Source organism: Bradyrhizobium sp. HKCCYLRH3073 (assembly GCF_051167995.1).
Classification (GTDB): Bacteria; Pseudomonadota; Alphaproteobacteria; order Rhizobiales; family Xanthobacteraceae; genus Bradyrhizobium.
Genome location: NZ_JBNPUD010000010.1, coordinates 1 through 18,358 on the forward strand (window position 1 = coordinate 1; position 18,358 = coordinate 18,358).

Sequence of the window (18,358 nt, forward strand, 5' to 3'; positions counted from 1 at the left end):
CCATTGGCGCTAACTTACCAAATTAGCGCTTGGTATTCTCGTTTTCTTGGCGGCTCTCGGAGATGGCGTTGAATGTTCCGCGCAGCGGCCTGCAACGTTTGCACGTCGGGTTTGGGGATGACGGCGTCGACGAGGGCCTCGACGATCAAGCGCAATAGGCGCCAGACGCCGTTCTTCACGCGGCCTCCCGGCGGGGAGAGTCCCCGAGATGTTCCGCGATGAGCGGCTCGGTCAGCAGCGCCAGCAGAAGATGACAGAGGATGTGCGCTCTCGCACTCCTGGGATCCTCGCCCGGTGGTCGCGCGAGGCCGATACTGCTCTTGAGATGCTTGAAGGCGATCTCGATGCGCCACCGCAATCGATAGAGGCTGCTGATTGCTGGAAGTGGATATTCATCGCGATCGAGCGAGGTGATGATGATGACCCATTCGGCCGCGACCAACGTCTCGGGCTGCAGCTTGCGGCCCATGTCTCGTGCCCGGCGCGTGATCTTTTCGATCGTGGCATCGCGCGCCTGCTTCGGCTTTCGGATCGCCACCAGACGTAATGCGATAGGCTCTTTCGCCGAAGCCTTGATCCAGACGGGCCGATCAACCAGTCCCTTGCCACGCGACTTTTTTAGCAGAGCAATGAGATCGAGACGGTTCGCGTCGGCGTCGAGCCAACGAGCGCCATTCCATTTGGCGCGCACTACGATATCAGCGCTTTCAGCAAGCACCTTGGCGACCCGATCGGGCTGCAGATAGGCACGATCGCCGACGCGAATTTCGCCCGGCACGACACCGGCGCGATCGATGACCTCGCCCTCGCTCTCATCCGTCAGTTCGAAGGCGGTAAAGCGTTCGCTCGCCAGATCGAAGGCTGAATGTATCCGCCATACGCCGCCGGATTCGCGATCATTGCGGCCGGCTTTTGCCACCGCCGTGGCATCCACAAGACGGACCGGTCGGCCTTTCGCCGCGGCCAGGCAGGTCTCACCTGCGCTCCCAACGAGCAGCCGGCTGACCAGTTGTTCGAGCCAATCCGCCGAGTTGCGTAGCCGCTTGAGAAGCGCGACATTCGACAATGAGGCAAGTCCCATCGCCTCAGCCCATGCGGCGGTCAATCGCAGCCCGCGCGTCCCCCAACAATACGCGAGCACCAGCCGCAGCTGATCCACGGCACATTCGACCTTGCGGGCTCGTTTGAAAGCCCCAAATTCCCGAGCCTCATGCTCAAGCAGGTCAGCGCCGCCCAACCGAGCGATAGTGCGCAGCCATTCGGCGTTCGAAAGCGATTCGTCAGTCACTCGACCGAGGAATCATCCATTTCCGGCAGCAAAATGGTAAGTTAGCGCCAATGGGGGCTACAGGTCTATCCACGTGCGCTTCCCGTGCGTCTGCCCTTCACCCCAACCCTCTCCCCGTAAAGAACGGGGAGAGGGAGCCCACCGTCCTCGCCGCAAGAGCCTGCGTTACATCTCAGACCGCTCGGATTTCTTCGTGCAGCATTCGCAGCCTGCGACGATATTGCGAACTCATGATAGGATGAGCCTCCTCTGCACCAAACGGCCATACCATGCCCGACCGCGCCAGCCATTGGCAGAACGTCTACACCACCAAGGCCGAGACCGAGGTGAGTTGGTACCAGGACGATCCGGCGACGTCGCTGCGGATGATCCGCGAGGCCGGTGCGACGGCGGCGTCGCGGATCATCGATATCGGCGGCGGCGCCTCGCGGCTGGTCGATGCGCTGCTCGCGGCAGGCTACGGCGCGCTCAGCGTGCTCGACATCTCCGACGCCGCCCTGGCGACGGCGCGCGGCCGGCTCGGCGCCGCGGCGGCCGGGGTGACGTGGATCGCGTCCGACGTCACCACCTGGACGCCGGACGCGCGCTACGACGTCTGGCACGATCGGGCCGCCTTCCATTTTCTCACCGCACCTGAAGACCGCGCCGCCTATGTCGATCGCCTGCGCGCGGCGGTGGTGCCCGGCGGGGCCGTCATCATCGGCACGTTCGCGCCCGATGGTCCGGAGAAGTGCAGCGGGCTGCCGATCGTGCGCTACGACGCCCACAGCCTGGCCGCAACGCTGGGTCCTGCCTTCACGCTCGAGAACAGTTGCACCGAGGCGCATCGCACGCCGTGGGGCGCGACGCAGCAGTTCCAGTTCTGCCGCTTCCGCGCCGGTTAGAGCATGATCCGGAAAAGTGGAAACCGGTTTTCCCTCGCGACAAACGCCGAAGGCGTTTGCGCGGAGATCATGCTCAAACAAGGAGATGAGATCATGATGCGATTCCGTGGAATCGCATCATGATCCAGTCAGCTGCACAGAGGCGGGCCATCCGACACGACGGGAATCTCGATGTCCTTGTCCTCGCTGCGCGCGGCATCGTCCGCGCCGCCAGCCGCGGTCGCTGGCTCCGGCGGCACACGCCAGGGGATGGGCTTCGGCGGCATCCGCTCCAGGCGCTGCGCATCGGCGACGGCGCGGCGTGCGGTCTTCAGCGAGCGGCAGACCAGCACAGCCTGCTCGGCGGTGCCGACCTCGAAGCCCGCCCCAATCGCCTTGATGCGATACGATGCCATCTCCGCCTCTCCCAATCCGGCAGCAACCAGAACCCCGCGCGCCTTGTTCCTGGCGACTGTGGCAGGTCTAGTGTCGGCCAATGGCGGACGGCAAAACTGGTCAACGGACTCCTAATGCGCAGCGCGCGACATCGGCGTTTCCGTTTCGGGGCGGGACAGAGCGCCTTCAGGCGCGGCTGACGGCGAAAGAAATCCACAGCCGCGCACAGCGCGAAGCGAATGGCAAAGAGTGAGGAGATGGTCGGGCCGGGAGATGCGACGCGCTATTCGCCATTGCCACTCAATCGTCCCGGAATTCGTCTTCCTCGTTGATCAACTGACCAATCGACTTGGCTTGCTTGCGCGACGGGATCGAGCTGGTGACGTCCGGCCCGCGCTGGCCGTAGCCGTAGCGCCGCTGCTGCGCGCGCGCCGCCACCGCCTCGCCGGATTGCGCGGCCGGCTGACAGATCAGGCGGCGGCTGGCGCGGCGCATCAGGTCCACATGGATGTGGTCGTAGTGATAGACGTTGGAGCCCGGCGCCAGCACCGTGGTGAACTGCTGGCACGCGCCGCCCTGGACATCGCGCAGAAAGCCCTGCTCCTCCGGCAGGCCGATCCAGCCGTCCTTGACGGTGATGCGGCGACCGTCGGCGAGCATGAAGGCGGCGATGTCGAGCGCGTTGCCGAAGGCATGCTCCGAGATGTGCGCACTCGGATTGCCGTTCATGCCGCGGCAGGAATAGGCCGAGATCTGCTTGATCTCGACGACCTTGGTGCCGAACCAGCGCTGCGCCGCCGGCTGCACCGATTCAGCGATCCAGCGGTCCAGCGCCGAGACGATCGGACAGGCGAGCGTCGCGGTCGGCTTCACCGCGACGGGGCCGACGGTGCCGACCGGATCGCGCGACGGTCCGAGCCGCGGCGGTGCTTCCTGCTGCGGATAGGCGGTGCGCCCGGCAGGCTGCCCGCGATAGGGCGCGGCGGGATAGGACGCGTCGGCCGGCTGGTCGACGTCGTCCTCGCCGGCCGGTGGCTCGAGTTGCAGCGGCGCGCCGGGCGGGGCGCCGTAGGACGGCGATGCCGGACCAGGATAGGCCGCGTTCGACGACGGATAGGCCGGCTGCGGCGCGGCCTGTGGCTGATAAGTTGCAGGCGGGGCATAGCGTTGCGGCGGCGGGTTGATCGGCCAGCGCGGCTGGCCGCCGATCGCGGCCGGCGGACGCAGGCTTTCGTCGGCGAAGCCGTAGCTCGCGGTCGATTCGCCGAGCGCCGCCACCTTCAGCGGATAGTCGGCGCCGCACATGCCGGGGCCGGTGATCGGGTCGATGCGGACGATGTCCGCGCTCTCCTTCACCGCGCCCGATTTCAGGCAGGCGATCTCGGCCTCGGCCCGCCACGGCTCGCGCTCCTGGAAAAATCCACGGCCGCAACCCGCAAGCGAGACAAGGACGATGGAGCCGACGAGATACAAACGAACTCCGCGCGTCATATGCAGAGGTTTGCGGCAATTTGCTTAAGGACCTGTCAATGCCGTCCCTTTACGGCACGCAAACCATCGCGACGTGAAAGGCAGTCGTTTTACGGGGAAGCGACAGCCGCGCTGTCTTTTTTGCCGATGCCGATCTTGTATGTGTGGCGCGCGCTCTGCGGAGCGCAGGCGTCAAGAGCCAGCGCACGCCAGGTGCGCGAGCGATGCGAAAACGGGAGCCGTCCCATGAGCCTTGCCGATCGGCTGAGCATGGTGGTCACGTATGTCGTGTTTGCATTTGTCGGCGCGATCATCGTCGGGATGATCTGATCGCCGCGATCCGATCGATCAATTGACGGGCCGCGTGCGGCCCCGGCCCCATCGTCTCTTCGGCTCTCCGGCTGTGACCCTCGTCACAGATCGCGCGGTCGCCCGCGTCTAAGAGTTCCCTCAGGTTCACGACGCCGTCCGAGGGAGCTCATTCATGAAGACCGTGTATCTGGCCGCAGCAGCCGTTCTGATCGCGAGCAGCGCCGCGCAGGCCGGCAGCTCGATCGCGTTCAATTTCGACGGGCACAAGATCCGCGTCACCGTGCCGCGCAACTGCCAGTCACTGTCCTGCCTGCAGGTGTCCGGCATCGACCTCAGCGGGCTGAAATCCTCCAAGCTCGACGATGACGATGCGCCGGCGAGCGGCGCGCCTGCGACCGGCGCTCCGGCCGCAGCGGCGCCCGTGGCGGCTCCGCCGGTCGTCAACGCGCCGGCGCCCGTCGCCGCCACGCCAGCCGCGGCCGAGCCGGCTCCCGCAGCGCCCGCTGCCGCCGCGCCATCCACGACGGTGCAGATGCCGGTGCCGCCGGCTCCGGTCGCTACGACCGCGCCTGCTCCACAGCCGGCGCCAGCACCCGCGCCGGTCACGGTTGCCGCGGCGCCTGCCGCAGTTCAGCCGGCTCCGGCGCCGGCAGCCGATCCGAACTCGCCGCTCGGCCTATGGGCCACCGAGGGCGGCAAGGGCAACGTCGTGATCGAGCCGTGCGGCGCCAACATCTGCGGCTTTGCCGAGAAGACGCGGGAGAAGATCCTGATCAACATGAAGCGCAAGGACAGCAAGTGGGTCGGCCGCATCCACGATCCGGACGGCGGCGGCAACTACGACTCCACCGTGGTGCTGAAGAATCCGAGCACGCTGCGGGTCCAGGGCTGCGCCTTCGGCGGCCTGTTCTGCGGCGGCCAGACCTGGAAGCGCGTGAGCTGACCGCCATCCCTCGACATCGGCGAACGCAAAGGCCCCGCCGGGATCAGCACCGGCGGGGTTTCCTGCGCGTGGCGCCCGCTACGCCACCTTGGCGGGGATCGCCGCGGGCATCGCGACGCGCAGCGGCAGCGACAGCCGCACCCGCAGGCCGCGCGGCGCGTTCGGCATCAGCGCGATGCCGCCATCATGCTTCTTCATGATCTCCTGCGCGATCGACAGGCCGAGGCCGAAGCCGCCGGCGGAGCGCGCCTGGTCGAGCTTGACGAATGGCTCCAGCGCGCGCGCCTGCAGCGCCTGCGGAATGCCGGGACCGTCATCGGCGACCTCGATCGCGATCATGCCGTCGGCCAGGGTCGACAGGCTGACCACGACCTCGCTGCCGTGCTTGACGGCGTTCTCGACCACGTTGGTGACGGCGCGCGACAGCGCCCGCGCCCGGCCCTCGCAGACCAGCCGCGACGGCCCATCGAAGCTGACGGCGTGGCCGACATCGGCGAAGTCGCAGCAGATCGTCTCGAGCAGGCTCGCGAGCTCGATCCGCGCCGGCTGCTCGGCCTTGGTGTCGTCGCGCAGGTAGTCGAGCGTCTCGTCGAGCATGCGGCTGACCTGGTCGATGTCGCGCAGCATCGCGCTGCGCATCTCGCCCTGGGCGATCCGCTCCGAGCGCAGCCGCAGCCGCGTCAGCGGCGTCCGCAGGTCGTGGCTGATCGCCGCCAGCATCCGCGTGCGGTCGTCGAGCAGCGCGCGGATGCGCGCCTGCATCTCGTTGAGCGCCTCGGCGACCTGGGCGATCTCCCGCGGGCCGCGCCGGCTCAGCGGCTCCTGCGCGCCCGGCGAGCGGCCGAACGCCGCGGCCGCGCGCGCCACTTCCGATAGCGGCCGGATGATCGCGCGCGCCGCATAGATCGACAGCAGCACGCCGAGGATCAGGATGAGGAACAGGAACACCGCCGCCGGCTTCAGCACCATCGACCAGAATTCGAGCCGCGGCACGTCGTCGAACACCAGCGCACGCTCGCCGTCGACCTGGACGATGATCTGGGTCGGCGGCGCCGCGCCATAGCCGACGCCGTGGAGCAAGGTGACATCGCGCAGCACGCTGAGCTGGCGGCGCGCCAGCCGCGAGGTCCATGGCACGTCCCTGACCGGCTTGGCGAGCAGCGTCAGCGAGCTCAGCGGCACCAGCTCGACCTGGATGCCGGAGCTGCGCAGGCTCGACAGGCTGCTGTCGACGGCCACGGGGTCGTTCGCGGCGCGGACGAAGTGCACCGCCTCGGCGACGCGCGCGATCCCGTAGGCCGGCGATTCCTGCTCGTCGGGCGGATCGAGAAACAGCAGCGCGGCCGCGATCATCAGCACCATGCCGAACAGCACCGACAGCGACGCCAGGGTCACGATCTGCGTGGTGAGGCCGAGGCGCGGGCACGGCTTGCTATCAGGCGTCATCGATGGTCTCGACTCTTGGCGTGAAGACGTAGCCGCCGAGGCGCACGGTCTTGATCAGGGTCCAGCTCCTGGCGCCGGGCTCGATCTTCTGGCGGATGCGGCTGATGTGAACGTCGATGCTGCGCTCGACCGGCCCGGCCTGCCCGCCATGCGCCAGCTCGATCAGCTGCTCGCGCGACAGCACGCGGCCGGCGTTGCGGCAGAACGCCAGCAGGATGTCGAACTCCGCGCTGGTCAAGGTGATCTTGACGCGGTCGGGATCGAACAGCGTGCGCGTCGCCGGCTCGATGCGCCAGCCGTCGAAGGTCATCGGCGCCTGCCGCGCCGCGATCACGGCGGGGTGCAATTGCGACCGGCGCAGCAGCGCGCGGATGCGCGCCACCAGCTCGCGCGGATTGAACGGCTTGACGACGTAGTCGTCGGCGCCGAGCTCGAGGCCGAGGATGCGATCGATGTCCTCGCCCTTCGCCGTCACCATGATGATCGGCACCGTCGAGATCTGGCGCAGGCGGCGGCAGATGCTCATGCCGTCGTCGTCCGGCAGCATCACGTCGAGCATGATGAGGTCGACCTGCTCGCGCTGCAGGAGGTCGTTCATCGCGGCCGCCGACGACACGAAGCGCGGCGCGAAGCCGTGCTCCTGCAGGAGCTCGGTGAGCAGCGCCGCGATCTCGCGATCATCCTCGACGCAGAGGATCCGCGCGGCGGCCGGCATGTTTGCGTCTGCGGCCACGACGGTATTGTGTGACGACATCATGCGCGGAACATGGTCGATTTTGGCCAAAAAGAACAGCCCGAAGCGACGCGCGATCGTGGCGAAAGTAAGCTGTATTGTTAAGGCGGAAACATTTCTTCACGCGACTTAACCCTGCGCAATCGTTAACCTGCCTAGGCTCTGTGCATCAAACAAACATCAACGGGGAAGTCCTGCGGCGTGGCCGACCAGCCTGCGCGGCCTCCTGTCGAACCGCGATCGTATCAGCCGCCGTGAAGCCCGTCCTGCTCGCACTCTGCCTCGCCACGCCGCTGCTCGCCGGCTGCGCCGTCGGCCCCGACTACGTGACGCCGGAGTTCGGCGTGCCACAACGTTGGAGCAGCGACCGCAACCAGCCGGCGCAGACGCTGAAGCTCGCGCAGTGGTGGCGCAACCTCAACGATGGGCTGCTCGATCAGCTGATCAGCGAAGCGGTCGACGGCAATCTCGACGTCGCCGCCGCCAAGGCGCGCATCCGCGAGGCGCGGGCGACGCAGCGCCAGGCCGTCGGCGCGCTGTTCCCCACCGTGAGCGGCACCGGCACGGCGACGGAGACCCGCAGCGCCGGCAGCACCACGAATGGCATCGCGATCGCTCCGACCACCTATAGCCAGTACCAGGCCGGCTTCGATTCGAGCTGGGAGCTGGATCTGTTCGGCGCCAACCGCCGCGCCGTCGAGGCCGCCGGCTACGGCGTCGACGCCGCCGAGGACGATCTGCGCGCGACCCTGCTGACGCTGGTCGGCGACGTCGCCTCCAACTACATCGATGCGCGCGCCTATCAGGCGCGCGCGGCGCTGGCGCGGCGCACCGCGGCCTCGCAGCGCGAGACCGCGGCGCTGACCGAGCGCAAGCAGAATGCCGGTTCGGCCTCGGCCGTCGACACCGCCAAGGCGAGCGCGCTGGCCGCCAGCACGGAAGCAACCATCCCGACCTATGAGAGCAGCTATCAGCAGGCTGTGCATCGGCTCGGCGTGCTGCTCGGCCGCGACCCGACGGCGCTGAACCTCCGCCTGTCGCTGGTGACTCCGATCCCGTCGCCGCGCCTGCCGCTGCCCAAGGGCATCCCGGCCGACGTGCTGGTCATGCGCCCCGATGTGCGCAAGGCGGAGCGGCAGCTCGCGCAGTTCACCGCCAAGATCGGACAGGCGACGGCTGCGCTGTACCCGGATGTCAGCCTGACCGGCACGGTCTCGACCACGGCGTTGAAGCTCGGCGATCTCGGCAAGAGCTCGACGATCGGCTGGTCGATCGGTCCGAGCCTGTCGGTGCCGATCTTCAACGGCGGCAAGCTGCAGGCCGCCGTCGAGGTCGCGGAAGCGCAGCGCGACGAATACCACGTCGCCTGGCGCAGCGCGGTGCTGAGCGCGCTCGAGGACGTCGAGAACGCCATCGTGAGCCTCGGCCAGGAGCGCATCCGCATCCGCAGCCTGAGCGAGTCGGCGCGGCGCTATGGCGAGGCCGCACGGCTGTCGCGCTCGCTCTACCAGACCGGCTCCAGCACGTTCCTCGACGTGCTCGATGCCGAGCGCTCGCAATTCACTGCCGAGGACAGCCTACTCGCGAGTCGCGCCACTCTGGCGAAGAACTACGTGGCGCTGGCCAAGGCGCTCGGCGGCGGCTGGACCGGCGCAGTCGACAGCTCGGTTCCCGAAATCGTCGACGGCGGCACCGGCCCGCATCTCGCACAGGTCGGCGCGCCCAGGTAATTTCCGCAGCCCTTTCGAAGTCAAGGCGATGAACGCACCCCTGCCCCACATGCCCCGACCGTCCGCTACGGAAGACGGCGTCCCGCCGGTGCTGAAGCCGACGCGTCCGCGCCGCCGGGCTGTGCTGATCATCAGCCTGCTCGTCGCGCTCGCGCTGGCCCTCCTGTTCGTTACCCGGTTCACACGCAATCCGAACGCCAACCTGGTGACGGCGCCGGTCACCCTCGGCGACATCGAGCAGACCGTGCTCGCCACCGGCACGCTGAAACCGGTCAAGCTGGTGGCGGTCGGCGCCCAGGCGTCGGGACGGCTGGTCGCGCTCAACGTCAAGCTGGGACAGAAGGTCAAGGCCGGCGATCTGATCGCCGAAATCGACTCGCTGACGCAACAGAATACGCTGCGCACCAACGAGGCGAGTCTGCGCAACGTCCGGGCGCAACGCGACGAGAAAGTCGCCACCCTGGCGCTCGCCGAGGCGAACCTGGCGCGGCAGCAGGTCACGCTGGCGCAGAAGGCCTCGTCGCGCGCCGACTACGACAGCGCCGAGGCGACCGCCAAGCAGACCCAGGCCCAGATCGCGCAGTTGGACGCACAGATCGTCGAGGCCGAGGTCGCGATCGAAACCGCGCGCGTCAATCTCGGCTACACCAAGATCACGGCCCCGATCGACGGCACCGTGCTGTCGATCGTCACCCAGCAGGGCCAGACCGTCAATGCGGTGCAGTCGGCGCCGACCATCGTCGTGCTCGGCCAGGTCGAGACCATGACGGTGCGCGTCGAAATCTCGGAGGCCGACGTCGTCCGGGTCCGGCCGGGACAGAACATCTACTTCACCATCCTCGGCGATCCCGACCGCCGCTACGAGGCCACGCTCGGCACGATCGAGCCGGCGCCGGAATCGATCAAGAGCGATTCGAGCTTCTCCTCGAGCTCGACCGCGACATCGAGCAGCAGCAGCACGTCGTCATCATCCACATCGTCGGCGATCTACTACAACGGCGTGTTCGACGTCGCCAATCCTGAGGGGCGGCTGATGACCTACATGACGGCCGAGGTCCACATCCTGCTCGGCGAAGCGCGCAACGTGCTGACGATCGCCTCGTCGGCCCTGGGCAATGCCAATCCGGACGGCAGCTACAACGTCCGCGTGCTCAATGGCGCAGGCGCGCTGGAGAAACGCGCGGTGCGGATCGGCCTCAACAACAAGATCAGGGCCGAGGTGCAGTCCGGCCTGCGCGAGGGCGAGCGGGTCGTGATCTCGGCGCCCGAGCAGGGCCCGAAGCAAACCGTGATGCCGCCACCGCCCGGAGGCGCATGATGACCGAGGTCCTGATCGACCTGCAGAATGTCGGACGGTGCTACGCGTCCGGCGAAGGCACGGTCCACGCTTTGCGCGGCGTCGACCTCCGGATCGCGCGCGGCGAGATGGTGGCGATCATCGGCCAGTCGGGCTCCGGCAAGTCGACGCTAATGAACATCCTCGGCTGTCTGGACCGTCCGACGTCCGGCAGCTACCGGATCGCCGGACGTGAAATGAGCTCGCTCGATCCGGATGAGCTGGCGGCGCTGCGGCGCGAGCATTTCGGCTTCATCTTCCAGCGCTATCATTTGCTCGGCGAGCTCACTGCCACCGAGAATGCCGAGGTGCCCGCCGTCTATGCGGGGCTTGGCCCGTCGGCCCGGCGCCGCAAGGCCGAGGCGCTGCTGCAGCGGCTCGGCATGGGCAGCCGCACCGATCACAGGCCGGGACAGCTCTCCGGCGGCCAGCAGCAGCGCGTCTCGATCGCCCGCGCGCTGGTCAACGATCCCGACGTGATCCTCGCCGACGAACCGACCGGTGCGCTCGACCGCGCCAGCGGCGAGGAGGTGCTGCGCATCCTCGACGAGATCAGCGCCTCCGGCCGCACGGTCATCATCGTCACGCATGATGCCGGCGTCGCGCAGCGCGCGCGCCGCATCATCGAGCTGCAGGACGGCCGCGTCATCTCGGACAAGGCCAATCCACTTTCGCCCGGGCCGGCGGCTGCCGCTGCGGCCGAGGACGCCGGATCGCCGGCGCCGTCATGGTGGCGCAGTCATCTCGACCGCTTCCGCGAGGCGGCACGGATGGCGCTGCTCGCCATGAATGCGCACCGGCTGCGCGCCTTCCTCACCATGCTCGGCATCATCATCGGCGTCGCCTCCGTCGTCATGGTGCTGGCGCTCGGCCGCGGCTCGCAGGCGCGGGTGCTGGAGAACATCAACCGGCTCGGCACCAACACGCTGGAATTCTTTCCCGGCAAGGATTTCGGCGACACCCGTTCCAGCAAGATCAGGACGCTGGTGCTCGCGGATGCCAAGGTCATGGCTCAGCAGCCCTATGTGGATGCGATCTCGCCGACGGTCTCGACCACCAGCACCTTGCGGTTCGGCGCCGTCGAGGTCAGCGCCCAGATCTCGGGCGTCGGCGAGCAGTATTTCCGCGTCAAGAACACCGAGCTCGCGGAAGGCAGCTATCTCGATGCCGACACCGTGCGATCCTACGCCCAGGACGCCGTGATCGACGACAATGCGCGCAAGGCGCTGTTTCCGGATTCCGACGTCAGTCCGCTCGGCAGCGTCATCCTGATCGGCAAGGTGCCCTGCCGCGTCGTCGGCGTCACCAAGCAGCAGCAGGCCGGGTTCGGCTCCAGCTCCACGCCGATCGTCTATCTGCCCTACACCACGGTGCAGGCGCGCTTCCTCGGCAACCAGGTGCTGCGCAGCATCAGCGTCCGCGTCGACGAGGCGACGCCGATGGCGGCGGCCGAGCGCGCCGCGACGGCGCTGCTGACGGCACGGCACAACGCCAAGGACTTCTTCGTGCTCAACACCGACGACATCCGCAAGACCGTCGAGAGCACGACGCAGGTTCTGACCCTGCTTGTGGCGGCCATCGCCGTGATCTCGCTCTTGGTCGGCGGCATCGGCGTCATGAACATCATGCTGGTGTCGGTGTCCGAGCGCGTCGGCGAGATCGGCGTGCGCATGGCGGTCGGCGCGCGGCGCAGCGACATCCTGATGCAGTTCCTGATCGAGGCCGTGCTGGTCTGCCTGCTTGGCGGTGCGCTGGGCCTGGCGCTCGCGGTCGGCTTCGGCACGATCTTCAACGCGCTCGACGTCGGCTTCCAGCTGATCTATTCGCCGCTGGCCATGGTCGGCGCCGCGGTCACGTCGATGGCGATCGGCATCGGCTTCGGCTACATGCCCGCCCGCGGCGCCTCGCGGCTCGATCCGGCAACGGCGCTGGCGAGGGAGTAGGTTGAGGCGCGCATGAGCGACCGGCAGAGTAGGTGCTCGCCACGACGGTAGTGCGCTCCCTCTCCCCGTTCTTCACGGGGAGAGGGAGCCTGCCACGCTCTGCCGAACTAGCTGCTTTCCATCGCTGCGAACGACAGCAGACCATCCTACTTCACCGGGCGCTTCTCCAGCTTGCGCGCCAGAGTCCGGCGATGCATGCCGAGCCTTCTTGCGGCTTCGGAGATGTTGAAGTCTGTCTCGATCAGGGTCTGGTGGATACGCTCCCACTCCAGCGTCTTGATCGAGGTGGAACGCTCGGCCAGCGCCACTTGCGCATTGCCCTGCGCCTTGCGGAACGCTTCCTCGATATCGTCGGTGTTCGACGGCTTGGCGAGATAATGGCAGGCGCCGAGCTTGATCGCCTCCACCGCAGTGGCGATGCTGGCAAAGCCCGTGAGCACCACGATCAGCATCTCCGGATCATGCGCGTGCAGCTTCTCGACGCAGACGAGGCCTGAGGCGCCTCCGAGCTTGAGATCGACGACGGCATAGCCGAACGTCTTCTCCTTGACGGCCTGGTCGACGTCCTCGAGCGACGCCGCGATCACGGCCTCGTAGCCGCGCCGCTCGAACGAGCGCTTCAGGGTGCGTGCAAAACCGTCATCGTCCTCGACGATCAGGAGAGACATGTCATTCGCCATCGCGCTCTCCAATCACAAGCGTCGACAACGGCAGCGACAGCCGTACGGTCGCCCCACGTCCCCGGTGGTTCCAGGCCGAAACGCTGCCGCCCAGCTTGCGGATCACGTTGACCACCAGGAACAGGCCCAGACCGCGCCCCGGGCGGCCCTTGCTCGACTGATAGGGACGTCCGAGCTGGCCCAGCATCGCCGGATCAAAACCCGGCCCGCGATCGCTGACGCTGAGCAGCAGCTGATCGCCGTCCCGTTCGGCGACGAACTCCACCCACTCGCGCGAGACTTCGAACGCGTTGTCGAGCACGTTGACGATCGCCTGCTTCAGCGCGACGTCGGAGACGATCGTCGGATCCGAGCCGAACTCGTTGCGGAACGTCAGATTGCGCGCCGAGCGCGCCGCGCTCCATTCGGCGACCAGCGTCGTCAGGAACGCCTTCAACGTCGTGGGCGCCGAGCCTTCGCCCCGCGCCTGGCCGGCCGAGACCAGGATGTCAGTCACGATCGACTTGCAGCGCTGCACCGCCGCTTCCATTTCGGTGAAATCCTCCGCGAGCGTCGGATCGGCAGAGATCGCGGTCATGCGCCGCCAATCGTTCAGGATCACCGAGATCGACGCCAGCGGGGTCCCGAGCTCATGCGCGGCACCTGAGGCGAGCAGGCCCATGCGGATGATGTGATCCTGCTCGACGGCGTGCTGGCGCAGATCGGCAAGCTTGGCGTCGCGCTCGCGCAGGTTCCGGTTGATCCGGGTGACGAACACGACGAGCAGCACGGCGTCGAGCACGAAGCCGACGAACATGCCGGTGATGTGCAGGGTGAAGGCATCGCTGACGTGATGCTGCGGCAGTTGCAGCGGGCGGTACTCGATGGTGAGCCAGATGAAGCTGAGCACCGTCAGTGCGACCAGCGACCAGGACGAGCGCGCATCGAGCAGCACGGCCCCCAGCGTGACCTGCAGCAGATAGAGGCACGTGAACGGATTCGACGCACCGCCGGTGAGATAGAGCTCCGATGTCAACGCCACCACGTCCAGCATCAGGGCGATCAGCAAATGGCGATTGCCGACGTCGTCGCGCCTGCGCAGCCAGATGTGGCTGGCGACGTTGAGCGCCACCAGCGCGCAGATGATCGCCACCATCGGCAGCACCGGCAGCGCGATGCCGAACCAGGTGGTCACGAAGCCGATGGTGACGATCTGGCCAACCACGGCGATCCAGCGCAGCTGGATCAGCAGCACCATGTTCTTGCGGTTGGTCGCGTCCCTGGTCGGCAGCGGCGTGTTGATCTCGGGTGTGGCGATCGCGGCCACGGCTCCGAACGGCAGGTTGGGCGCCTCGCTTCTCATGAGGCCACGTCCGGTCTCCGCCGCCAGAACGGGAAGCTTCGATCCCTCAACACGTCACCCCGCATCCACCCATGTCCTGCCGCCGCTGATCCCATTCCACATCCTGCGCCGCCGGCGCTTCGGGTCACGCTGCGCGCGGCGGAGCCGCTGCAGCCCGGCGCCGGCCAGCATGAGAGCCAATGTAAACCAGGTGAGCGCGTAAACCAGATGGTTGTTCGGAAACGAGATCACGGTGAGTCCGCCGATCGGAAGCCCGCCGGGATTCGGGGTCGCATCGGCATCGACGAAGAATGGCGCGACGTCGGACAGACCGCGCGCCGCCGCGATCGCCCCGACGTCACGTGAATACCAGCGATTCCCCGCGGGATCGTTGTGGCGCAGGAAGCCGCCGCCCGGCTCGGAGAGCCGCAGCAATCCCGTCACGCTGACCGTGCCATCCGGGTTCCCGGCGCTGCGGCTTGCGCGGGCGCGGCGATCCGCGGGCACGAAGCCACGATTGACGAGCACGGTGCCGCCGGCGGTCTGCAGCGGCGTCACCACCCAATAGCCGGAGCCCTCGACCGTCAGCGCCTGCACCAGCGTCTCGCGATCGTTGAGAAAGCGGCCGCTCAGTGTCACCCGCTTGTACTCGTCATCGCTGCGATTGATCGCCGGCCAATCCGCCGGGCCCGGCGCCGGCACAGGTTCGGCATGAACGCGGCGCTCGACACGATCGATCAGGTCGAGTTTCCAGGCCCGCCGCTCGATCTGCCAGACGCCCAGCGCCAGCAGAATCGCGACGCACGCAACCCACGCCGCGCCGATCGCGAGCCGCAGCGCGCCGGATCGCCCGCGGCCGGCCTCATCGTGTTCCCCTGCCCCGTCGGCAGGAGCCGACATCACGGCGTCTGGCCCATCTCGTGCACCGGCATCATGTTGGTGGTCAGGTGATGCATGACCCAGAGCGAGCCCGAGAGCGCGATCACCACCATGATGATGGTGAAGATCAGCGCCATCATGGTCCAGCCGCCCTCGGCCTTGGTGTTCATGTGCAGGAAGAAGATCATGTGAACGACCACCTGCACGGCCGCGAACGCCATGATGATCAGCGCGGTTGCCTGCTTGTCGAGCGAGCCATTCATCACCAGAAGAAACGGAATCGCAGTGAGGACGACGGAGGCGCCGAAGCCAATCAGCTGGCCGGAGCGCGTGCCGGCATGGTCGTCGGCCGAGCCGTGCGCGTGTGCATCAGAGCTCATCGCAGCATTCCCATCAGATAGACGAAGGTGAAGACACCGATCCAGATCACATCGAGGAAGTGCCAGAACATGCTGAGGCAGACCAGCCGGCGGCGGTTGGCCTCGATCAGGCCGTGGGTCCTGACCTGCACCATCAGCGTGGCCAGCCAGACCAGACCGAACGTCACATGCAGGCCGTGGGTTCCAACGAGCGTGAAGAACGACGACAGAAAGGCGCTGCGTTGCGGCGTCGCGCCCTCATGGATCATGTGCGCGAACTCGGTCAGCTCGATGCCGAGAAAGGCGAGGCCGAACAGCCCGGTCACCACGAGCCAGGCCTGCATCGCGCCGACGCGATTCTGCTGCATCGACAGCATCGCGAAGCCATAGGTAAGCGAGGACAGCAGCAGGAACGAGGTGTTGACCGCGACCAGCGACAGGTCGAACAGGTCCTTCGGCGCCGGACCGGCGGCATATTTGGCGCCGAGCACGCCATAGACGGCGAACAGGATCGCAAAGATGAGACAGTCGCTCATCAGATAGATCCAGAAGCCGAGCATCGTGCTGCTGCCTTCGGCGTGCTCGTGCTCGTCGACGACGTAGAAGACCGGCTCGCCGGCCTTCAATGTGCCCATCGCGACCGTCATGACTTGGCTCCTGCCGCGAGCAGCTCGGTGCGCGCACGCTCGGCGCTGACGACCTCATCGGCCGGGATGTGGAAGCTGCGGTGATAGTTGAACGTGTGGCCGATCGCGACCGCGAGCAGCGCGACGAAGCTGCCCGCCGCCATCCACCACATGTACCAGATCAGGCCAAACGCCATGGTGGTGCTCAGCGCTGCCAGGATCACGCCGGTGCCGGTGTTGCTCGGCATGTGGATCGCCTTGAAGCCGGCGAGCGGACGGGTGTAGCCACGGCGCTTCATGTCCCACCATGCGTCGTTGTCGTGGACGACGGGCGTGAAGGCGAAGTTGTAGGCCGGCGGCGGCGACGACGTCGCCCACTCCAGGGTGCGCGCATTCCAGGGATCGCCGGTGACGTCGGCGAGCTGCTCGCGGCGCAGGATGCTGACCGCGATCTGGATCAGGAAGCTCGCGATGCCCAGCAGGATCAGGAACGCGCCGATGCCGGCGATCACGAACCAGATCTGCAGGCTCGGATCGTCGAAGGTGCGCAGGCGACGCGTCACGCCCATCAGGCCGAGCACATAGAGCGGCATGAAGGCAAGGTAGAAGCCCACCGTCCAGAACCAGAACGACAGCTTGCCCCAGAACGGATCGAGCCTGAAGCCGAACGCCTTCGGGAACCAATAGGCGATGCCGGCGAACAGGCCGAACAGCACGCCGCCGATGATCACGTTGTGGAAATGCGCGACCAGGAACAGGCTGTTGTGCAGCACGAAGTCGGCCGGCGGCACCGCGAGCAGCACGCCGGTCATGCCGCCGATCACGAAGGTCAGCATGAAGGCGACCGTCCACATCATCGGCAGCTCGAAGCGGATGCGGCCGCGATACATCGTGAACAGCCAGTTGAACATCTTCGCGCCCGTCGGGATCGAGATGATCATCGTGGTGATGCCAAAGAAGGAGTTGACGCTGGCCCCCGACCCCATGGTGAAGAAGTGGTGCAGCCAGACCAGATAGGACAGGATGGTGATGACGACGGTGGCGTAGACCATCGAGGTGTAGCCGAACAGCCGCTTGCCCGAGAAGGTCGAGGTCACCTCGGAGAAGATGCCGAACGCCGGCAGGATGAGGATGTAGACCTCGGGATGGCCCCAGATCCAGATGAGGTTGACATACATCATCGGATCGCCGCCGAAATCATTGGTGAAGAAGTTGGTGCCGACGTAGCGGTCGAGCGACAGCAGCGCCAGCACCGCTGTCAGCACCGGGAAGGAGGCGACGATCAGGACGTTGGTGCACAGTGACGTCCAGGTGAAGACCGGCATCTTCATCATGGTCATGCCGGGGGCGCGCATCTTGACGATGGTGCAGATCAGGTTGACGCCGGATAACAACGTTCCCACGCCGGCAACCTGCAGCGCCCAGATGTAATAGTCGACGCCGACATCCGGACTGTAGGACAGGTTCGACAGCGGCGGATAGGCCAGCCAGCCGGTGCGCGCGAACTCGCCGACGAACAGCGAGCACATCACCAGCACGGCGCCGGACGTGGTCATCCAGAAGCTGAAATTGTTGAGGAACGGGAACGACACGTCGCGGGCGCCGATCTGCAGCGGCACGACGTAGTTCATCAGGCCGGTGACCAGCGGCATCGCCACGAAGAAGATCATGATCACGCCGTGCGCCGTGAACACCTGATCATAGTGGTGCGAGTTCAGGTAGCCTTCGGAGCCATTGAAGGCGATCGCCTGCTGCAGGCGCATCATCAGCGCATCGGCGAAGCCGCGCAGCAGCATGACGATGCCGAGCACCATGTACATGATGCCGATGCGCTTGTGGTCGACGGTGGTGAACCACTCCTTCCAGAGATAGCCCCACAGCCGGAAATAGGTGATCGCGCCAAACAGCGCGAGACCGCCGAGCGCGACCATGGCGAAGGTGCCGACGATGATCGGCTCGTGCAGCGGCAGCGACTCCAGCGTCAGCCGGCCGAAGATGATCTTTGTGAGCTCTGCTGTATCGAACATGATGGA

General features: G+C 66.8%; 16 protein-coding genes. 5 read left to right on the forward strand and 11 right to left on the reverse strand.

The genetic code is table 11. From position 1 onward, the window contains the following. Positions 1 to 175: 175 nt before the first annotated feature. Complete coding sequence (locus ACQR1X_RS22510) at positions 176 to 1,288, reverse strand: IS4 family transposase (RefSeq protein ID WP_316216447.1); 1,113 nt, start codon at positions 1,286 to 1,288, stop codon at positions 176 to 178. 269 nt (positions 1,289 to 1,557) lie between these two features. Here ACQR1X_RS22510 and ACQR1X_RS22515 point away from each other — a divergent pair, with 269 nt between their 5' ends. After that, the gene (locus tag ACQR1X_RS22515; RefSeq protein WP_316181692.1) at positions 1,558 to 2,172 is read left to right on the forward strand and encodes a class I SAM-dependent methyltransferase; all 615 of its coding nucleotides are present in this window, start codon (positions 1,558 to 1,560) and stop codon (positions 2,170 to 2,172) included. Positions 2,173 to 2,300: 128 nt separating this feature from the next. Here the strand turns inward: ACQR1X_RS22515 and ACQR1X_RS22520 are convergent, their stop codons facing one another. Both ACQR1X_RS22520 and ACQR1X_RS22525 read right to left on the reverse strand, forming a co-directional pair. Then, on the reverse strand, positions 2,301 to 2,567 hold the full coding sequence (locus ACQR1X_RS22520; RefSeq protein WP_434899582.1) for a hypothetical protein: 267 nt from the start codon (positions 2,565 to 2,567) through the stop codon (positions 2,301 to 2,303). A gap of 280 nt (positions 2,568 to 2,847) precedes the next feature. After that, positions 2,848 to 4,038, reverse strand: coding sequence for an extensin family protein (locus ACQR1X_RS22525; RefSeq protein WP_434899583.1), 1,191 nt, complete (start codon positions 4,036 to 4,038; stop codon positions 2,848 to 2,850). A 463-nt stretch (positions 4,039 to 4,501) separates the two neighbouring features. Here ACQR1X_RS22525 and ACQR1X_RS22530 point away from each other — a divergent pair, with 463 nt between their 5' ends. Next, positions 4,502 to 5,272, forward strand: coding sequence for a DUF2147 domain-containing protein (locus ACQR1X_RS22530; protein ID WP_434899584.1), 771 nt, complete (start codon positions 4,502 to 4,504; stop codon positions 5,270 to 5,272). A 78-nt stretch (positions 5,273 to 5,350) separates the two neighbouring features. On the opposite strand, the gene ACQR1X_RS22535 is transcribed toward ACQR1X_RS22530, so the two are convergent. After that, positions 5,351 to 6,718, reverse strand: coding sequence for an ATP-binding protein (locus ACQR1X_RS22535; RefSeq protein WP_434899585.1), 1,368 nt, complete (start codon positions 6,716 to 6,718; stop codon positions 5,351 to 5,353). Then, the gene (locus ACQR1X_RS22540) at positions 6,708 to 7,475 is read right to left on the reverse strand and encodes a response regulator (protein WP_315802094.1); all 768 of its coding nucleotides are present in this window, start codon (positions 7,473 to 7,475) and stop codon (positions 6,708 to 6,710) included. Before ACQR1X_RS22540 ends, ACQR1X_RS22535 begins: the two co-directional genes overlap by 11 nt. Before the next feature lie 230 nt (positions 7,476 to 7,705). On the opposite strand from ACQR1X_RS22540, the gene ACQR1X_RS22545 reads away from it, so the two are divergent. From ACQR1X_RS22545 to ACQR1X_RS22555, 3 genes are read left to right on the forward strand one after another with little or no spacing between them, the layout of a single operon-like run. Then, complete coding sequence (locus ACQR1X_RS22545; protein WP_434899586.1) at positions 7,706 to 9,181, forward strand: efflux transporter outer membrane subunit; 1,476 nt, start codon at positions 7,706 to 7,708, stop codon at positions 9,179 to 9,181. A 28-nt stretch (positions 9,182 to 9,209) separates the two neighbouring features. Continuing rightward, positions 9,210 to 10,499 (forward strand): efflux RND transporter periplasmic adaptor subunit, encoded by a 1,290-nt coding sequence (locus ACQR1X_RS22550; protein WP_434899587.1) that lies wholly within the window; start codon positions 9,210 to 9,212, stop codon positions 10,497 to 10,499. Next, entirely contained in the window at positions 10,499 to 12,460 is a 1,962-nt protein-coding gene (locus ACQR1X_RS22555; RefSeq protein ID WP_434899588.1) for a MacB family efflux pump subunit, read from the forward strand. Before ACQR1X_RS22550 ends, ACQR1X_RS22555 begins: the two co-directional genes overlap by 1 nt. 146 nt (positions 12,461 to 12,606) lie before the next feature. On the opposite strand, the gene ACQR1X_RS22560 is transcribed toward ACQR1X_RS22555, so the two are convergent. The 6 genes from ACQR1X_RS22560 to cyoB are packed head-to-tail and all read right to left on the reverse strand — an operon-like array spanning position 12,607 to position 18,352. Further along, positions 12,607 to 13,140, reverse strand: a complete 534-nt coding sequence (locus ACQR1X_RS22560) for a response regulator transcription factor (protein WP_315802091.1) — start codon at positions 13,138 to 13,140, stop codon at positions 12,607 to 12,609. After that, entirely contained in the window at positions 13,130 to 14,482 is a 1,353-nt protein-coding gene (locus tag ACQR1X_RS22565; protein ID WP_434899589.1) for an ATP-binding protein, read from the reverse strand. Before ACQR1X_RS22565 ends, ACQR1X_RS22560 begins: the two co-directional genes overlap by 11 nt. Positions 14,483 to 14,536: 54 nt before the next feature. Then, the gene (locus ACQR1X_RS22570; protein WP_434899590.1) at positions 14,537 to 15,361 is read right to left on the reverse strand and encodes an SURF1 family protein; all 825 of its coding nucleotides are present in this window, start codon (positions 15,359 to 15,361) and stop codon (positions 14,537 to 14,539) included. Then, a complete protein-coding gene (gene cyoD, locus ACQR1X_RS22575; protein WP_315752397.1) occupies positions 15,361 to 15,720 on the reverse strand; it encodes a cytochrome o ubiquinol oxidase subunit IV in 360 nt (119 codons plus the stop codon). Before cyoD ends, ACQR1X_RS22570 begins: the two co-directional genes overlap by 1 nt. Continuing rightward, a complete protein-coding gene (cyoC, locus tag ACQR1X_RS22580; protein WP_315802088.1) occupies positions 15,717 to 16,346 on the reverse strand; it encodes a cytochrome o ubiquinol oxidase subunit III in 630 nt (209 codons plus the stop codon). The genes cyoD and cyoC overlap by 4 nt, the downstream gene beginning before the upstream one ends. After that, positions 16,343 to 18,352 (reverse strand): cytochrome o ubiquinol oxidase subunit I, encoded by a 2,010-nt coding sequence (gene cyoB / locus ACQR1X_RS22585; protein WP_434899591.1) that lies wholly within the window; start codon positions 18,350 to 18,352, stop codon positions 16,343 to 16,345. The genes cyoC and cyoB overlap by 4 nt, the downstream gene beginning before the upstream one ends. Positions 18,353 to 18,358 lie beyond the last annotated feature (6 nt).

Bases quoted from the DNA above. Each gene is read 5' to 3' on its own strand.
- ACQR1X_RS22525 (WP_434899583.1), bottom strand. From the start codon at position 4,038: ATGACGCGCGGAGTTCGTTTGTATCTCGTCGGCTCCATCGTCCTTGTC.
- ACQR1X_RS22540 (WP_315802094.1), bottom strand. From the start codon at position 7,475: ATGATGTCGTCACACAATACCGTCGTGGCCGCAGACGCAAACATGCCG.
- ACQR1X_RS22530 (WP_434899584.1), top strand. From the start codon at position 4,502: ATGAAGACCGTGTATCTGGCCGCAGCAGCCGTTCTGATCGCGAGCAGC.
- ACQR1X_RS22520 (WP_434899582.1), bottom strand. From the start codon at position 2,567: ATGGCATCGTATCGCATCAAGGCGATTGGGGCGGGCTTCGAGGTCGGC.
- ACQR1X_RS22560 (WP_315802091.1), bottom strand. From the start codon at position 13,140: ATGGCGAATGACATGTCTCTCCTGATCGTCGAGGACGATGACGGTTTT.
- cyoD (WP_315752397.1), bottom strand. From the start codon at position 15,720: ATGAGCTCTGATGCACACGCGCACGGCTCGGCCGACGACCATGCCGGC.
- ACQR1X_RS22550 (WP_434899587.1), top strand. From the start codon at position 9,210: ATGAACGCACCCCTGCCCCACATGCCCCGACCGTCCGCTACGGAAGAC.
- ACQR1X_RS22535 (WP_434899585.1), bottom strand. From the start codon at position 6,718: ATGACGCCTGATAGCAAGCCGTGCCCGCGCCTCGGCCTCACCACGCAG.
- ACQR1X_RS22565 (WP_434899589.1), bottom strand. From the start codon at position 14,482: ATGAGAAGCGAGGCGCCCAACCTGCCGTTCGGAGCCGTGGCCGCGATC.
- ACQR1X_RS22515 (WP_316181692.1), top strand. From the start codon at position 1,558: ATGCCCGACCGCGCCAGCCATTGGCAGAACGTCTACACCACCAAGGCC.
- cyoB (WP_434899591.1), bottom strand. From the start codon at position 18,352: ATGTTCGATACAGCAGAGCTCACAAAGATCATCTTCGGCCGGCTGACG.
- cyoC (WP_315802088.1), bottom strand. From the start codon at position 16,346: ATGACGGTCGCGATGGGCACATTGAAGGCCGGCGAGCCGGTCTTCTAC.
- ACQR1X_RS22570 (WP_434899590.1), bottom strand. From the start codon at position 15,361: ATGTCGGCTCCTGCCGACGGGGCAGGGGAACACGATGAGGCCGGCCGC.
- ACQR1X_RS22555 (WP_434899588.1), top strand. From the start codon at position 10,499: ATGACCGAGGTCCTGATCGACCTGCAGAATGTCGGACGGTGCTACGCG.